Source organism: Streptomyces sp. NPDC002209 (genome assembly GCF_042890265.1).
Classification (GTDB): domain Bacteria; phylum Actinomycetota; class Actinomycetes; order Streptomycetales; family Streptomycetaceae; genus Streptomyces.
This window is the reverse complement of the sequence record NZ_JBIARX010000002.1, coordinates 338,278-353,818: the sequence shown is the minus strand read 5'-3', so window position 1 is coordinate 353,818 and position 15,541 is coordinate 338,278. Positions and strand designations below refer to the sequence as shown.

The following is a 15,541-nucleotide window of genomic DNA, read 5'->3' as shown; positions in this document are numbered from 1 at the left end:
GCCACGTTAAGCTCGACTGTCGGACAAAATCCGAACAATCCCCCCTCATACGATCAGCCCCGCCTGCCCCTCCACCCACGAGCAGACAAGGGAGTCCGCCACCGTGGCCATCTCCGTCTTCGATCTCTTCTCCATCGGCATCGGTCCCTCCTCCTCCCACACGGTCGGTCCGATGAGGGCCGCCCGCATGTTCGTGACGCGGCTGAAGAAGGACGGCGTACTCGCCCAGACCGCAGCGGTCCGGGCAGAGCTGTACGGCTCCCTCGGCGCGACCGGCCACGGCCACGGCACGCCCAAGGCCGTGCTGCTGGGCCTGGAAGGCCACTCCCCCCGCTCGGTGAACGTGGAGACGGCCGACGACGAGGTGGAGCGCATCCGCCGGACGGGGCGCCTGCGCCTGCTCGGCACCGAGATCGGGGAGGCGCACGAGATCGCCTTCGACGAGCCGAGCCAGCTGATCCTGCACCGCCGCCGCTCCCTGCCGTACCACGCGAACGGCATGACGCTCTTCGCCTACGACGCCTCGGGCGCCCCGCTGCTGGAGAAGACGTACTACTCGGTCGGCGGCGGCTTCGTGGTGGACGAGGACGCGGTCGGCGAGGACCGGATCAAGCTCGACGACACCGAGCTGAAGTACCCCTTCCGCAGCGGCGACGAGATGCTGCGCATGGCCCGGGAAAGCGGGCTGTCGATCTCCGCGATGATGCTGGAGAACGAGAAGGCCTGGCGCACCGAGGAGGAGATCCGCGAGGGCCTGCTCGAGATCTGGCGCGTCATGCAGGCCTGCGTCTCGCGCGGCATGTCGCGCGAGGGCATCCTGCCCGGCGGCCTGAAGGTCCGGCGCCGGGCGGCGAACACCGCCCGCAAGCTCCGCTCCGAGGGCGACCCGCTGGCGCTGTCGATGGAGTGGATCACCCTCTACGCGATGGCCGTGAACGAGGAGAACGCCGCGGGCGGGCGGGTGGTCACCGCTCCGACGAACGGCGCCGCGGGCATCATCCCGGCGGTCCTGCACTACTACGTGAACTTCGTGCCCGGCGCCGACGAGGAGGGCGTGGTCCGCTTCCTGCTGGCGGCCGGCGCGATAGGCCTGCTCTTCAAGGAGAACGCCTCGATCTCCGGCGCCGAGGTCGGCTGCCAGGGCGAGGTCGGCTCGGCCTGCTCGATGGCGGCCGGCGCCCTCGCCGAGGTCCTGGGCGGCACCCCCGAGCAGGTGGAGAACGCGGCCGAGATCGGCATGGAGCACAACCTGGGCCTGACCTGCGACCCGGTCGGCGGCCTCGTCCAGATCCCGTGCATCGAGCGCAACGGCATGGCGGCGGTCAAGGCGGTCACCGCGGCGAAGATGGCGATGCGCGGCGACGGCACCCACAAGGTCTCCCTCGACAAGGTCATCAAGACCATGAAGGAGACGGGCGCCGACATGAAGGTCAAGTACAAGGAAACCGCCCGCGGTGGTCTGGCGGTCAACGTCATCGAGTGCTGATCCGGCACGCATGACGAGTGAGGGGCCCGGCGCAACGCGTCGGGCCCCTCCGCGTTGCCCGCCGCAACAGGCTTAATTCGCAGGTGATTTGAGGTTTGCGGGGAGTTGATCACGCGTGAGGGCGAACCCTCGGCCGCGGGCTGGTTTCTCGATGATCACCTGCGCCATGGTGATCACGTGACGTCGCGGCCACACCCCCGGCGGCCGGCCAACCGCCTTGGACCGCAGCCTTTTTGCGTACTGGAGGACTTCATCATGGCAAGCAACCGCAGCATCCGCGTGATCTCCGCCGTCGCCTCGCTCCCCTTCGCCGTCGCGCTCTTCGCCGGCGTCGCCCAGGCCGACAACGGGGCCGGTGCGGGCGTCTCGTCCAACGCCGCCGTCGCCGAGATCCTCGGGAGCGGGGTCGCCGGCAGCAACCTCGGCAACGCCTCCACCACCCAGCAGGTCGCCACCGGCTCCGGGGCGTCCAACCAGAGCAACGGCGCCCAGGCCAACGGCGCCGGCTTCACCGCCGTCGGGCAGTCCAACGACTCGCTCGTCTTCAACCCCGTCCCGTAACGGACCGGTGACGCAGCGGCCCGCCCTTCCCCCGGAGGGCGGGCCCCTTCGCTTTCCTGTGCCAAGACGGGCCCAGCGGCCCTCCGGGTCGGGACCTTCGGCCCGCTGGGGCGGCCGGCAGGTGGGCTAGCTTGCCCGAGAGGGCGGATTCTCCCCCCGCGAGCCGACGGAGAGGTGGAGCGCATGGACGGCACGGACGGTATCGAGCACCACGTCCTTGCGCTCCGGCTGGAGGCCTCGCCCGCACCCCTTCCGCTGCTCGGGGCCTTCACCTACCGCTGCGACCGGCCCTACGAGCTGGCCCTCGACTTCCGGGGCGCCGGGATGCACGTGGCACGCTGGGTCTTCTCCCGGGACCTGCTGCTCGACGGGGAGGTCTGCGCGACGGGCGAGGGGGACGTCCAGGTGTGGCCCCGCTGGCAGGGCAGGGAGCCGCGGGTGTTCCTCGCCTTCACCAACGGCGAGCGGAGCTGCGTGGTGTCCGCCCGTGCGAAGGACGTGCGCACGCTGTGCCGGCGGCTGGTCGGGCTGGTGCCGCGGGGCGAGGAGCAGCGGCACTACGACCTCGACGCCGAGCTGAGCACCCTCCTGCCCCGATAGGGGGCGATTGGTCCCTTTTCTTTTTGTTTCTGGCGTTTTGGGTGCAACCATGAGCCTGCCCGGAGTGTCCTCAGCAGTGACACCGGTCCCCGCCTCCGAAGAATCAGGGGGACGTCATGAACCACCTCCGCCGCCGGCAGCTCGTGGCCCTGGCCACAGGTGCGCTGCTCACCGCCGGGATCACCCTCGCCGCGCCGGCCTCGGCCGTCGTCCGGCCCACGCCGCTCGTCGTCAACGCCCGCTGGGGCGGGCACTGCACGTACGACCGCATCGTCATCGACCTGCGGGGACGCGTCCCCGAGGTCGTCGTCACCCGCGTGCCGAAGCCGGTCCAGGACGGGTCCGGCATGCCCGTCCCGCTGGCCGGGAAGCACTTCCTGCAGATCCGCCTGCACCCCGCCGCCGCGCACGACCGCGCGGGCGACAGCACGTACCACGGGCCGAAGCTCGTCAAGATCTACCTGCCCCGGCTCAAGGGCCTCGCCATGACCGGCGACTTCGAGGGGTACGTCACCTTCGGCGCCGCCTTCGACGCCAAGCCCGCCTTCACCTCCTTCACGCTGCACGGGCCCGAGCGGTTCGTGCTGGACGTCGCCCACCGCAACGTGTGCCGGTGAAGACGGGAGTGGACGCTGGCCGACGTATCGGCGTGAGGGACTACCGGTGCTCGGGGTTCGGGAAGTCGAAGCGGCAGCCGGCGTCCCACTCCGAGCGCTGGTTGCCGTGCGCCGGGATCCCGCCCGAGCGCTTCAGCAGGGCCGCCAGGTGCATGAGGTTCCAAGACATGAAGGTCGTGTTCCGGTTGGTGAAGTCGTTCTCGGGACCGCCCGAGCCGGGGTCCAGGTACGAGGGCCCGGGCCCGGCCTCGCCGATCCACCCCGCGTCGGCCTGCGGCGGGACGGCGTAGCCGAGGTGCTGGAGGCTGTAGAGGATGTTCATGGCGCAGTGTTTGACGCCGTCCTCGTTGCCGGTGATGAGCGCGCCACCGACGCGGCCGTAATAGGCGTACTGGCCCTGATCGTTCAGGATCGAGGAGCAGGCGTAGAGCCGCTCGATGACCTGCTTCATGACGGAGCTGTTGTCGCCGAGCCAGATCGGTCCGCACAGCACGAGGATGTCGGCGTCCATGACCTGGCTGTACAGGACGGGCCACTGGTCGGTTTCCCAGCCGTGCTCGGTCATGTCGGGCCAGACACCGGTGGCGATGTCGTGGTCGACGGCGCGGATCAGCGAGGTCCGGGCGCCGGCCGCCTCCATGACGGCGCGGCTCCGCTCGATCAGGCCCTCGGTGTTGCTGGGCTCGGGCGAGCGCTTGAGGGTGCAGTTGACGTAGAGGGCGGTCAGGTCGGAGTAGTCGTAGTCGGCGGCCACGCTGCCAGCCTGGGCGGCGATCGCCGGGGCCGCCAGCGGACCGCACCCGTTCGGGCCGGGTTGGTACCGGTCCGTCCGTCCGACTAGGGTCAACGGGCCTTGGTGTACGGGAAACCGGTGGGAAACCGGTGCGGCCCTCGCCACTGTGAACGGGAAGTCCGGCTCCACTCCTCTGGGAAGCCACTGGGCGGCGCGGGGGGATCCGCATCGCCCGGGAAGGCGGAGTCAGGGCATCAGCACCCGAGAGCCAGGAGACCGGCCGGGGCGCGTTGTCCATCCACGAGGTGCTGGAGAGGTCTCCCTACCCATGCATATAGCCGAGGGGTTTCTGCCCCCTTTGCACGCGGTCGCCTGGGGCGCCGCGTCCGCTCCGTTCGTCGTCCACGGTGTGCGCGCCCTCACCCGCGAGGTGAAGGCGAACCCGGAGAGCACGCTGCTGCTCGGGGCGTCCGGTGCATTCACTTTCGTCCTTTCCGCACTGAAGATCCCGTCGGTGACGGGCAGTTGCTCGCACCCCACCGGGACCGGGCTCGGCGCGATCCTGTTCCGGCCGCCGATCATGGCGGTGCTCGGCACGATCACCCTGCTGTTCCAGGCGCTGCTGCTGGCGCACGGCGGACTGACCACACTCGGCGCGAACGTCTTCTCCATGGCGATCGCCGGGCCCTGGGCGGGGTACGGGGTCTATCTGCTGCTGAAGCGCCTCGGCGTCCCGCTGATGGTGACCGTCTTCTTCGGCGCCTTCTTCGCCGACCTGGTCACCTACTGCGTGACCTCCGTGCAGCTGGCGCTGGCCTTCCCGGACCCGGGCAGCGGGTTCCCGGGGGCGCTGGCGAAGTTCGGGGGCATCTTCGCGGTCACCCAGGTCCCGCTCGCGGTGAGCGAGGGCCTGCTGACGGTGCTCGTGATGCGGCTGCTGATGCAGTCGAGCAAGTCGGACCTGGTCCGGCTGGGCGTCGCGAAGCTGACCGGCGGCAGCGGGCAGAAGGCGACGGCGGTCTGATGGCGATGAACCGGAACACGAAGATCAACGGCCTGCTGCTGCTCCTGGTGGCGGCCCTGGCCGTGCTGCCGCTCGCGCTGGGACTGGGCGAGGGCAAGGAGGAGCCGTTCACGGGCGCCGACGCGCAGGCGGAGGCGGCGATCACCGAGCTGAAGCCGGACTACGAGCCGTGGTTCTCGCCGCTGTACGAACCCCCCTCCGGGGAGGTGGAGTCGGCACTCTTCGCCCTCCAGGCGGCGCTCGGCGCGGGCGTGCTCGCGTACTACTTCGGCGTCCGCAAGGGCCGCCGGCAGGGCGCGGCCGCGGCGGCTGCCGCGGCCGCGGACACGGCTGCGGCTCCGCCGGACCCCGCGGGCGTTCCCTCGGGCACCGGCGCCACGGGGTCGTAGGCGGTGCTGCCGATCGACGTGGCCGCGCACAGCAGTCGCTGGCGTGGCCGCCATCCGCTCGAGAAGGCCCTGCTGGGACTGGGGCTGACGGTGACCGCCGTGTGCCTGCCGCCCTGGCCCGGCGGACCGCTGGTCGCCGCGGCGACGCTGGCGGTGCTGCTCGGCCCGGCCGGTGTGGCCGGACGCCGGCTGTGGCGGGCCTTCCGGATCCCGCTGGGCTTCTGCGTCACGGGCGCACTGCCGCTGCTGGTCGCCGTCGGCGGACCGGCCGGGTTCGTCTCGCTCGCCCCCGACGGCCCCCGGCATGCCGCGGAGCTGCTGCTGCGGACCTCGGCGGCCTCCCTCGGCGTGCTGCTGTTCGCCTTCACGACGCCCGTCTCGGACGTCCTGCCCCGGCTGGTCCGGGCCGGGGTCCCGGCGCCGGTGGTGGACGTGGCGCTGGTCATGTACCGCATCGGCTTCCTGCTGCTGGACTCGATGGCCCAGGTCCGGCGCGCCCAGGCGGCCCGCCTGGGGCAGTCGGGCCGGGCCGCGGTGTGGCGTTCGCTGGCCGGGCTCGCCGCGACCTCCTTCGTACGGGCCTTCGACCGCGCGGCGCGGCTCCAGGTGGGCCTGGCCGGGCGCGGCTACGACGGCGCCCTGCGGGTCCTCGTACCCGAGGCGGCCCTGTCGTGGCGGTTCCTGGCGGCGTCGGGGGCCCTGCTGGCGGTCCTGATCACCCTGACTCTCACCCTGAAGGGGCTGTACCTGTGAACCCGTTGGTGGAACTGGCCGGAGCCGGCTACGCGTACGAGGACGGCCCGGCGGTCCTGTCCGACGTGGACTTCGCCATCGCGGAGGGCCGGGCACTGGTCCTGCTGGGCCGCAACGGCAGCGGCAAGACCACGCTGATGCGGCTGCTGAGCGGGGGCCTGCGGCCCGGCTCGGGGGCGCTGCGCCTGGACGGGACGGCGGTGTCGTACGACCGGGCGGGCCTGGTCCGGCTGCGCACGTCGGTTCAGCTGGTGGTCCAGGACCCGGACGACCAGCTGTTCGCGGCGTCGGTGGAACAGGACGTGTCCTTCGGCCCGATGAACATGGGGCTGCCCGCGGACGAGGTCCGCGCCCGGGTGGACTCGGCGCTCGCCGCGCTGGACATCACGGCGCTGCGGGACCGCCCGACGCACCTGCTCTCGTACGGGCAGCGCAAGCGCGCGGCGATCGCGGGGGCGGTGGCGATGGCTCCGCGGGTGCTGATCCTGGACGAGCCGACGGCGGGCCTGGACCCGGACGGTCAGGAGCGGCTGCTGGACGTCCTGGCGGGCCTGCGAGCGGCCGGCACCACGGTGGTCATGGCCACGCACGACGTCGACCTGGCGGTCCGCTGGGCCGACGACGCGGCGGTGCTGACCCCGTCGGGCATCCGCGTCGGCCCGGCGCAGGACCTCCTGTCGGACCCGGAGCTCCTGGCCTCGGCAGGCCTCCGCCAGGCCTGGTCCCCGGCGGTGACCGCCTTCCTCCGCGCCCACGGCCTCCTCCCCCCGCACGCCCCGGGCCCGAAATCCCCCGAAGCCCTCGCCGCTTGGGTCTAGGGGGCGTCTCGTGGATCATGCCGGGCTCGCGGGCCTCGGTCTCCCGCATCCCTAGGATGGCCGCATGTCGCTGCCGCACGCCATCCTGACCGCCCTGCTGGAGAAGCCCTCGTCGGGGCTGGAGCTGACCCGGCGGTTCGACAGGTCGATCGGGTACTTCTGGTCCGCGACGCACCAGCAGATCTACCGCGAGCTCGGCCGCCTGGAGGAGGCCGGGCTGATCCGGGCGCTGCCCAGCGAGGTGCCCGTACGGGGGCAGAAGAAGCAGTACGAGGTGCTGGCGGGCGGGAGCGCGGAGCTCGCGCGGTGGGTCGGCGAGAGCCAGGACCCGAAGGCCATCCGGGATCCGCTGCTGCTGCGGATCCGGGCAGCCGCCGTGGTGGGCCCGCACGGGCTGGCCGGGGAGCTGCGGCGCCATCTCGATCTGCACCGGCGGCAGCTGGCCGTCTACGAGGCGATCGAGGAGAAGGACTTCCCGCCGGAGCGGGACTCCGACGAGGACCGGCTGCGGCGGCTGGTGCTGCACGGCGGCATCGGCCTGGAGACGTTCTGGCTGCGCTGGCTGGAGGAGGCCCTGGGCGAGGTGGAGGACATGGCGCCGCCGCCCGGCGGAGCCGTCTCCTGACCCCGGGAAACGCGCCGGGGCAGCGCAACGCCCCCGCCCGGCCGGAAGGCCTGGCGGGGGCTGTGCAGGGCTTACTTGTTCAGGGAGGCCCAGAACTCGTCGAAGCTCAGCAGGCCGTCGCCGTTGCTGTCCTTGGCCGCGATCACGGCGTCCGCGACGGCGCCGGTCACGTACGCGTCGCCCATCGCCTTCATGGCCGCGCTGTACTCGTCGGCCGTGACGAAGCCGTCACCGTCCGCGTCGAACTTGCCGAACGTCGCCCGCGCGCTCTCGATGTCAGCCACTGGGATCCACCCCTTCTCGGTGCTTGTTGACCGGCCAAGGGTAGCGGCAGCCGGGCACCTCCCCCGCCCGCGGGTCCCGTTCGGGCGGCAGATATAAATTCAATTAACCTTCCGCGATGCGGAAGAAATAATTCCTGCCAAGAAATACGGCTTGGACTTGTCACGTTCCGGGGTCACGGCATAACGTACCGGCATTGCCGCCACACCAGGAGCGCAGGGCTCCCAGGGACAAGCGGCAACAAGGGCGATCACACAGATGACGATCACAGTCGACGCATCATTCGAAGTTCTGCCCTTCACCCGCACCTGCCGCCATATCTGGGAAGACGGCGATCATGTTCTCATCGGAGTCAGCCCCGGAAACAGCTACTTCAGTGCAGAGCGCATCAGAAGTCTCGCCGGATGGGCCGTGACCCGCTTCGCGCAGGTCGACTTCGTGTACGCAGACCTCCATGTGGACCGGATGTTCGCCGCCTTCGGCCACACCCGGGAACACGCACGGAAGCGCGCCGCGAAGGAGATCAAGGCGGTCCGGCGGCGCATTCTCAAGGGCGTGGAGGAATCAGGGCACCCCCATGCGGAAATCCGCGTGAGAGCACTTTCCGAGTTCCAGCCGAACCCCGTCTACCAACTCCTGCACCGCCGCATCCTGCATTTCCTGGAGACCGACGAGGAATTCCGCAAGGGCTGCGAAGAGATGGCCTTGCACTTTGTCGGCTCCAAGTTGCCGGAGGGTGAATCCATCACGGCCGGCCAGTTGCAGGTCTGTTTCGACTACATGGCGGCCGAGCTGCCGTTCTTCGTGGACACCCCGAGCATTCTGGACGTGCCGTCCTCGGTGGCGGCCTACCACGTCAAGATGCCGCTCACGGACGTCCTCTTCGCCCGCGGCGGGGGCCTGCGGGCGACCCGCAACCAGGCGTACGCCGTCGTACGGCCCGAGGCCGCACAGGCACCGCACCCGGCGCCCGTGGCGGCGGCGCCGCCCGCGCACCGCGCACCGACCGGAGGGAACGCCGATGGGCGTCGAGCAGCTTGAGGGCCGGGAGCACGACGCCGGCGGGGCCCTCCTGGACTTCCCGCTCTCACGGCGCGGCGACGTCCTGCCCGAGGAGTGCACGTGGCTGCGCGAGAAGGCGCCCGTCGCGAAGGTCCGCACCCTCACCGGGGACCCGGCCTGGCTGGTGAGCAGCTACGCGCTGGCCAAGCAGGTGCTGGAGGACGAGCGGTTCAGCCTCGAGGACACGGCGAACGCCGGGGTCCCGCGCCAGTACGCGCTGACGATCCCGCCCGAGGTCGTCGACAACATGGGCAACATCAACAGCGCCGGCCTGCGCGACGCGGTGATGAAGGCGCTGAACCCGCGCCGGAAGGGGCTCCAGGACCGGCTGCGCGCCCAGGCCGGGGAGCTCGTCGACCGGATCGTCGCCGAGGGCGCCCCGGCCGACCTCCGGGCGGGGTTCGCCGACCCCTTCTCGGCGGCGCTGCACTGCCAGGTGCTCGGGGTGCCGTTCGAGGACCGGCGGCGCCTGATGTCGGGGCTGGACGTCGCGTTCATGACCGCTCGCGAGCCGTTCGCCGACTCCGCGCTCAACTGGTACAAGGACGTCGGCTACTTCGCCGATCAGCTGAGGGCGCAGCTCGCGCGGCCTGCCGAGCAGCGTACGGGGCTGCTCGGCAGGTTCGCGGAGCTGAAGGAGGCGGACCCGCAGTCGGCTCACCTGACCGACGACATGTTCGCGACCGTCGCCGTCTCGCTCTTCGGGGCGGGGGCGGTGTCCACCTCGGCGTTCCTCGTGCTGGCGGTCCTCGCGCTGCTGCAGAGGCCGGAGCTCATCGGCTACCTGCGGGAGCACCCCGAGCGCATGGGCCGGGCCGTCGACGAACTGCTGCGCTGGAACCTGTCGGTCGGTGACGGCCTGCCGCGCATCGCAACGCAGGACGTCCAGGTGGGCGACGTCCTGGTCCGGGAGGGTGAGCTCGTCCTCGTCCTGCTCGAGGGGGCCAACTTCGACCCGGAGGCCTTCGAGAACCCGGGCGAGCTGGACCTGGGGCGCAAGAGCCCCAACGCCCACCTCGCGTTCGGCGCCGGCCGGCACTTCTGCCCGGCCTCCGCGCTGGGCCGGACGCACGCCGAGATCGCGCTCGGGGTGCTGGTGGAGCGGCTGCCCGGCCTGCGGCTCGCGGTGCCCGCCGAGAACCTGGTGTGGCGTACGGGCTTCATCAAGCGGCTGCCGGAGCGGCTTCCCGTCGCCTGGTGACGGAACGGGGGTGTCCCGGGAGCCGTGCGAGCTCCCGGGGCGCCGCCGTGCCGCCGTGTCCTGTACTCCCCGTACTACCGGCGGTCTAGCGGAAGATGCCGGTGTGGCCGAGCGAGTAGCGTCCGGGCTGCGGGTAGACGGCCAGGCCGTGCGGGCCGCCGCCCACCGGGATCTTGGCGAGCTGCTCGCCGGTCGCCGTGTCGATCGCGTAGACCTCGGAGTTGTAGCGGCCCGACAGCCACAGCACCTTGCCGTCGGCGGAGACGCCGCCCATGTCGGGGCTGCCGCCGTCGGGGAGCTCCCACTTCTTGGTGAGCTTGTTCTGCTTGAAGTCGAAGACGGAGATGCTGCCCTCGCCGCGGTTGGAGATGTACATCTCCCTGGAGTCGCGGCTGACGTACAGGCCGTGGGTGCCCTTTCCGGTGGGCAGCAGTTTGGGGATGTCGAACTTGTCGCCGCTGAACACCCACATGCCGTGCGCCATCATGTCCGCGACGTAGAAGGTCTTCCCGTCCGGGGAGACCTTCACGTCCTGTGGCATCGCGCCCTCGAAGGGCAGCTTCTGCTGGGCGACGACCTCCATCTTCTCGGTGTCGACCTTGAGGAGCTCGCCGGAGAACTCGCAGCTCACGATGAAGTAGCGGCCGTCGGCGGAGAAGTCGGCGTGATTGACGCCGAAACAGGTCACCGGGACGGTCTTCACGCGGTTCATCGTGTGCGGATCGCGGAAGACCAGTTCGCGGTCCATGGAGGCCATCACGACCGCGTACTTGCCGTTCGGCGTGAAGTACAGGTTGTACGGGTCGTGCACCTCGACGGGCGCGCCGGCCTCGCCCGTGGCGGGGTTGATCGGCGTGAGCGTGTGGCCGCGGTTGTTGTTGACCCACAGGGTCTTCATGTCCCAGGACGGGACCACGTGCTGGGGCTGGACGCCGACCGGGATGGTGTCGATGACCTTGTACGTCTTCGGGTCGATGACGGACACCGTGTTGGACGTGGTGTTCGGCACGTAGACGCGGGAGGGGAAGTCCTTGACCACCGGGGCGAGGTTGTTCGGCCGGTCGGCCGCGTACACGTCGTTCGGGTCGAGGAGCGGCGGCATCCCGGCCAGGCCCTGCGGCACGGCCGGTACGGCCTTGACGGGCTCCCGGGCCGGGGCCGCGGAGCCGAGCGCCTCGGCGGGCTCCTTGTCGGCCGATCCGCAGCCGGCCAGGGCGGCGAGGACCAGACCGGCCAGCAGCACGGTGGCCCTCCGGGGAAGGCGGGTGGTCGTCATGAGGTCAGCAGCTCCGTGGTGGTCACCGCGCGCAGCTTGCGGCGCGCGAGTTCTTCGAGGAGGGGCGGCATCGCGTCGACCGTGTCCGCGTAGCCGAAGTGCAGGCTCACCACCGATCCGCTGCGGATCGTCCCGGTGACGGTGCGGATGACGGCCGCGGCGCCGGGCGAGGTGAAGTCGAGGGAGTCCACGTCGTACGAGAGCACGTGCGGGTAGCCGGCCCGCCGGGCCAGCTTCGTGACGAGTGGGGTCGCGTACTGGGTCTGGGAGGGCCGGAACCAGGTGCCGATGGAGCCGGTGAGCCGCTTGAGCCGCTGGGCGCAGCCGGTGATCTCGACGTAGGCCTCCGCCTCGGGCATCTCGTTGATCGCGAGGTGGCGCTGGGTGTGGTTGCCGAGCTCGTGGCCGCCGTCCAGGACCCGGCGGGCCATGTCCGGGTGGGCGTCGAGCCAGCTGCCGATCGCCAGTACGGTGACCCGCGCGCCCGCTCTTTCGGCCTCGGCCAGTACGGCCCGGGCGATGGCGGGGTCCCCGTTGCCGTGGAAGGTGAGGGCGACCCGTGGACGGTCGCGCGGACCGTGCCCGATCTCGTCGGGCTGTCCGGGGATCCGGCGCGGGGCGGGCGCGGCCGCCCGGCCGACCCGCGCGGCCGGGCCGGTGGCCGGGGCGGCCTCGGCCGGCGGCGCGGAGGGGGTCGGGCCGCCGGCGCCGCAGGCGGCGGTGAGGGCGCCGGCGGCGGCCGCCGCGCCGGCGCGGAGGGCAGATCGGCGGTCCGGGTAGCAGAGCACCCGCCCATTTAAGTGGTGGATGACCCCGAAGATAACGATTGACCCAATTCGGGACCTCCACCGGAGTACACCCACCCGAGGGAGTGTCCGGTATGCGATCAACGAATCACACACTGCGGTGGATAGTTATTCATTGATTGCGAGGCGAGTGGTCGACCTCACCTAGGATTTAGACGGAAACTCTTAGTATTTGCACACTTATGTCCAAGTTGGGACTTTTGGCGTTTGGTCGCCCGTCTGCCATAGTCGGAATCACGGCTTCCCCATTGACCCGAGCGAAGTCGCCACGCCGAGGATCACACCCCCTTCGATCCTCGGCGGATCCATGAAGCCCCCACGACGCCCCACCGCGGCGACCGGGGGCTTCAGGCATTCCGGGGTCAGCGGTCGGCCACCCGCATCTCGAACCAGGTGAACTTGCCGCGCGGCAGCAGGTCGGCACCCCAGCGGTCGGAGAGCTTGTCGACGAGGAAGAGCCCCCGGCCGGTGGTGTCCAGCTCGTGGACCGGCATCAGGCAGGGCAGCCCGCGCGAGGGGTCGCGCACCTCGACCCGGATCCAGCCGCGCCGCCGCAGCATCCGTAAGCCGAAGGAGCGGGCGCCGGTATGGCGCACCGCATTGCCGACGAGTTCCGAGACCAGCAGGACGGTGTGCTCGGACACCTGCGGGGAGAAACCCCAGAAGCGGATCACCACGTACTGGGTGAGCCGGCGGGCGGTGCTCGCCGACTCGGGCATGGACGGGAGCGTCACTTCCGCCTCGGCCGGATTCCCGTACAACTCCAGTGCCTTGAGACCCTGTTCGTCCTCAAGAGCCGCCGTCAGCCGTACGGCGGAAGCGCTGCTGCGCTGCCGCGGCTGTTCCACACCCTCCAGGCCCGCCATGAACCCATCATGGACGGGAGATACGCCCGTCCGGGCCGTTCCACAGGAAAACACCCCCCGGAATGGTCGATTCCAAGGGGGCGTCCCGTCATATGCGTTGGGCAACCGGAAGCCCGTGAAACCATCCTGATCTGCGGTGACACACCGCTCCCGGACGAGCACCCCTAGTGGATCTCCACAGCTCCTTAAGGTTTCTTTAAGGCCTGGCTAATCCACTCCCAGGGAGGACTAGAGGAACTTCGCCTTGCCGGGGCCCTCCTCGACGAAGCTGCGCATGCCGCGCTCGCGGTCCTCGGTGGCGAACAGGCCCGCGAACCAGTTGCGTTCGATGGTCAGGCCGGTGTCGATGTCCGCCTCCAGGCCCGCGTCCACGCACTCCTTGGCGGCGCGCAGCGCGATCGCCGGGCCCTGGGCGAGCTTGGCGGCCCAGGCGTGCGCCTGCTCGTACACCTCGGCGGCGGGCACGACCCGGTCCACGAGTCCGAGCGTGAGCGCCTCGTCCGCCTTGACCATGCGGCCGGTGAAGATCAGGTCCTTGGCCCTGGACGGCCCGATCAGCCGGGACAGCCGCTGGGTGCCGCCGGCCCCGGGGATCAGGCCGAGCAGGATCTCGGGCTGGCCGAGCTTCGCGTTGTCGGCGGCGATCCGGTAGTCGGCGCACAGCGCGAGCTCACAGCCGCCGCCCAGGGCGTAGCCGGTGACGGCGGCGACGACGGGCTTGGGGATGCGCGCCACGGCCGTGAAGGCGTCCTGGAGCGCGCGGGACCGGGCGACCATCGCCGCGTGGTCCATCGTCTGCATCTCCTTGATGTCCGCGCCGGCCGCGAACACCTTCTCGCCGCCGTAGATGATCACGGCGCGGACGTCGGCCCGGTCGGTGGCCTCCACCGCGAGCTCGCGCAGCCGGTCCTGGGTGGCGATGTCCAGGGCGTTCATGGGCGGGCGGTCCAGGCGGAGGGTGCCGACGCCTTCGGAGACTTCGAGAGAGAGGGTCATACGGGGAAGGTTAGCCGCGGTTAACACGAAGTGGCCCGGTGCCGTGGGTCACAGCACCGGGCCACTCGACTACGTACGGGAGGGGACTACTTGATCCACTCCGCCCAGTCCATGTTCCAGCCGTTGAGGCCGTTGTCCGGGGCGATCTGCTTGTCCTTGGAGTTCTTCACGACTACGACGTCACCGATCAGCGACTCGTCGAAGAACCACGCGGCGGGCTGGTTGCCGTCGCCCGCACCGCGGACGTCCTTGAGGCCCACGCAGCCGTGGCTGACGTTCTCGGAGCCGAACGTGCCGGAGGAGGCCCAGTAGTTGCCGTGGACGAAGGTGCCCGAGTTCGACAGGCGCATCGCGTGCGGGACGTCCGAGATGTCGTACTCGCCGCCGAAGCCGACGGTCGCGCCGTTCATCCGGGTCACCTTGTACTTCTCGCTGATGACCATCTGCCCGTTGTACGTGGTCGTCGACGGGGCGCCCGCGGTGATCGGGAGGTTCTTGAGCACCTGGCCGTCGCGGACGACCTGCATCGTGTGCTCGCTCGCGTCGACCGTGGAGACCTGCGAGCGGCCGATGGTGAAGGTGACCGTACGGGTCTGCTTGCCGTAGACGCCGGGGCGGCCCTCGACCCCGTCCAGGGCGATCTTCACAGTGACCTTGGTGCCCGCGGCCCAGTACTTCTCGGGGCGGAAGTCGAGGCGGTCGTTGCCGAACCAGTGGCCCTCGACCGGCACGGACGGCTCGGCCGTCACGGTGATGGCCTTCTCGACGGCCTCGGTGTTGGTGATGCCGCGGGTGAAGTTGAACGACACCGGCATGCCCACGCCGACGGTCTCGCCGTCCTCGGGCGTGTAGTGGCCGACGAACGTGTTGGTCGGGGTCAGGGTGGTGAACGTGGTGTCCTTGGCGGACTCCCGGCCGGCCTCGTCCTTGGCGACGGCGTGCACCTTGTACTCGGTGGCGGCGGCCAGGTTGCGGGCGGGCTCCCAGCTCGCGCCGTCCTCGGCGAGCTTGCCGTCGACGGCGTTGCCCTTGGTGTCGGCGACGGTCACAGTGGTCAGCTTGCCGCCGGTGGTGGTTATCTTCAGGATGCCGCTGGTGGCGACCTCCTTGGCGCCGTCGTCCGGCTTGACGCTGACAACGGCCTTGGACGCCTCGGTACCGGTCTTCCCGCCCCCGCCGCCCCCGCCGTTGCCGCCGGCTCCGCCGCCGGTGTCGCCGCCCCCGCTGCACGCGCTCGTGAGCAGCAGTGCCGCTCCGAGCAGGAGGGCCGGCAGGCCGGTGCGGCGGGCGCGGCCGCGTATCGGCTGCACGTTCACTCTTCTTCTCCCCATGTCCCCCGCGCGCGGACAGTCGCGCGCTTGTCGACAGGAAATCACATGGGGGGATCACGAAGAGAAACGGTCTTGTCACCGTTCCGTCCCAAGAACGGAGAAGGACCGGCGTGTC

At 70.6% G+C, this 15,541-nt stretch carries 18 protein-coding genes and 1 riboswitch; of the genes, 11 read left to right on the top strand and 7 right to left on the bottom strand.

From position 1 onward, the window contains the following. The first annotated feature begins 103 nt into the window (after positions 1 to 103). The 4 genes from ACFYXK_RS06485 (at position 104) to ACFYXK_RS06470 (ending at position 3,264) form a co-directional block, all read left to right on the top strand. Complete coding sequence (locus tag ACFYXK_RS06485; protein ID WP_389410078.1) at positions 104 to 1,486, top strand: L-serine ammonia-lyase; 1,383 nt, start codon at positions 104 to 106, stop codon at positions 1,484 to 1,486. A gap of 255 nt (positions 1,487 to 1,741) precedes the next feature. Beyond that, complete coding sequence (locus ACFYXK_RS06480; RefSeq protein ID WP_389410077.1) at positions 1,742 to 2,047, top strand: hypothetical protein; 306 nt, start codon at positions 1,742 to 1,744, stop codon at positions 2,045 to 2,047. A 183-nt stretch (positions 2,048 to 2,230) separates the two neighbouring features. After that, complete coding sequence (locus ACFYXK_RS06475) at positions 2,231 to 2,647, top strand: SsgA family sporulation/cell division regulator (protein WP_389410076.1); 417 nt, start codon at positions 2,231 to 2,233, stop codon at positions 2,645 to 2,647. Positions 2,648 to 2,763: 116 nt separating this feature from the next. Next, a complete protein-coding gene (locus tag ACFYXK_RS06470; protein ID WP_389410075.1) occupies positions 2,764 to 3,264 on the top strand; it encodes a hypothetical protein in 501 nt (166 codons plus the stop codon). Between the two features lie 40 nt (positions 3,265 to 3,304). Here ACFYXK_RS06470 and ACFYXK_RS06465 read toward each other — a convergent pair whose 3' ends face one another. After that, entirely contained in the window at positions 3,305 to 4,018 is a 714-nt protein-coding gene (locus ACFYXK_RS06465; RefSeq protein WP_389410074.1) for a flavodoxin family protein, read from the bottom strand. Positions 4,019 to 4,101: 83 nt separating this feature from the next. Next, positions 4,102 to 4,297: riboswitch (cobalamin riboswitch) on the top strand. Positions 4,298 to 4,325: 28 nt separating this feature from the next. On the opposite strand from ACFYXK_RS06465, the gene ACFYXK_RS06460 reads away from it, so the two are divergent. The 5 genes from ACFYXK_RS06460 to ACFYXK_RS06440 all read left to right on the top strand — a co-directional run bounded on the left by ACFYXK_RS06460 (position 4,326) and on the right by ACFYXK_RS06440 (position 7,606). Continuing rightward, complete coding sequence (locus ACFYXK_RS06460) at positions 4,326 to 5,021, top strand: energy-coupling factor ABC transporter permease (protein WP_389410073.1); 696 nt, start codon at positions 4,326 to 4,328, stop codon at positions 5,019 to 5,021. Beyond that, entirely contained in the window at positions 5,021 to 5,410 is a 390-nt protein-coding gene (locus ACFYXK_RS06455) for an energy-coupling factor ABC transporter substrate-binding protein (RefSeq protein WP_389410072.1), read from the top strand. Before ACFYXK_RS06460 ends, ACFYXK_RS06455 begins: the two co-directional genes overlap by 1 nt. 3 nt (positions 5,411 to 5,413) lie before the next feature. Further along, positions 5,414 to 6,163 (top strand): cobalt ECF transporter T component CbiQ, encoded by a 750-nt coding sequence (gene cbiQ, locus ACFYXK_RS06450; RefSeq protein ID WP_389410071.1) that lies wholly within the window; start codon positions 5,414 to 5,416, stop codon positions 6,161 to 6,163. After that, complete coding sequence (locus ACFYXK_RS06445) at positions 6,160 to 6,981, top strand: energy-coupling factor ABC transporter ATP-binding protein (protein WP_389410070.1); 822 nt, start codon at positions 6,160 to 6,162, stop codon at positions 6,979 to 6,981. Before cbiQ ends, ACFYXK_RS06445 begins: the two co-directional genes overlap by 4 nt. A 64-nt stretch (positions 6,982 to 7,045) precedes the next feature. Continuing rightward, on the top strand, positions 7,046 to 7,606 hold the full coding sequence (locus ACFYXK_RS06440) for a PadR family transcriptional regulator (RefSeq protein WP_389410069.1): 561 nt from the start codon (positions 7,046 to 7,048) through the stop codon (positions 7,604 to 7,606). Positions 7,607 to 7,677: 71 nt separating this feature from the next. On the opposite strand, the gene ACFYXK_RS06435 is transcribed toward ACFYXK_RS06440, so the two are convergent. Then, entirely contained in the window at positions 7,678 to 7,890 is a 213-nt protein-coding gene (locus ACFYXK_RS06435; protein ID WP_389410068.1) for an EF-hand domain-containing protein, read from the bottom strand. Between the two features lie 256 nt (positions 7,891 to 8,146). Between ACFYXK_RS06435 and ACFYXK_RS06430 the strand changes: the two genes are divergently transcribed. Together ACFYXK_RS06430 and ACFYXK_RS06425 are read left to right on the top strand one after the other, a co-directional pair. After that, on the top strand, positions 8,147 to 8,929 hold the full coding sequence (locus ACFYXK_RS06430; RefSeq protein WP_389410067.1) for a tRNA-dependent cyclodipeptide synthase: 783 nt from the start codon (positions 8,147 to 8,149) through the stop codon (positions 8,927 to 8,929). Beyond that, positions 8,910 to 10,151 carry a cytochrome P450 gene (locus tag ACFYXK_RS06425; RefSeq protein ID WP_389410066.1) on the top strand — a complete coding sequence of 414 codons (1,242 nt, stop codon included), beginning with the start codon at positions 8,910 to 8,912 and terminating at the stop codon, positions 10,149 to 10,151. Before ACFYXK_RS06430 ends, ACFYXK_RS06425 begins: the two co-directional genes overlap by 20 nt. Before the next feature lie 85 nt (positions 10,152 to 10,236). Here the strand turns inward: ACFYXK_RS06425 and ACFYXK_RS06420 are convergent, their stop codons facing one another. From ACFYXK_RS06420 to ACFYXK_RS06400, 5 genes are all read right to left on the bottom strand, one after another. After that, on the bottom strand, positions 10,237 to 11,427 hold the full coding sequence (locus ACFYXK_RS06420) for a YncE family protein (RefSeq protein WP_389410065.1): 1,191 nt from the start codon (positions 11,425 to 11,427) through the stop codon (positions 10,237 to 10,239). Then, a complete protein-coding gene (locus ACFYXK_RS06415) occupies positions 11,424 to 12,215 on the bottom strand; it encodes a polysaccharide deacetylase family protein (protein WP_389410064.1) in 792 nt (263 codons plus the stop codon). Before ACFYXK_RS06415 ends, ACFYXK_RS06420 begins: the two co-directional genes overlap by 4 nt. A 380-nt stretch (positions 12,216 to 12,595) precedes the next feature. Beyond that, positions 12,596 to 13,099: an ATP-binding protein gene (locus ACFYXK_RS06410; RefSeq protein ID WP_383504173.1), complete on the bottom strand. Its 504-nt coding sequence runs from the start codon at positions 13,097 to 13,099 to the stop codon at positions 12,596 to 12,598. 228 nt (positions 13,100 to 13,327) lie between these two features. After that, positions 13,328 to 14,095 carry an enoyl-CoA hydratase/isomerase family protein gene (locus ACFYXK_RS06405; protein ID WP_030295145.1) on the bottom strand — a complete coding sequence of 256 codons (768 nt, stop codon included), beginning with the start codon at positions 14,093 to 14,095 and terminating at the stop codon, positions 13,328 to 13,330. A gap of 86 nt (positions 14,096 to 14,181) precedes the next feature. Further along, positions 14,182 to 15,426: an Ig-like domain-containing protein gene (locus ACFYXK_RS06400; protein ID WP_389410063.1), complete on the bottom strand. Its 1,245-nt coding sequence runs from the start codon at positions 15,424 to 15,426 to the stop codon at positions 14,182 to 14,184. Positions 15,427 to 15,541 lie beyond the last annotated feature (115 nt).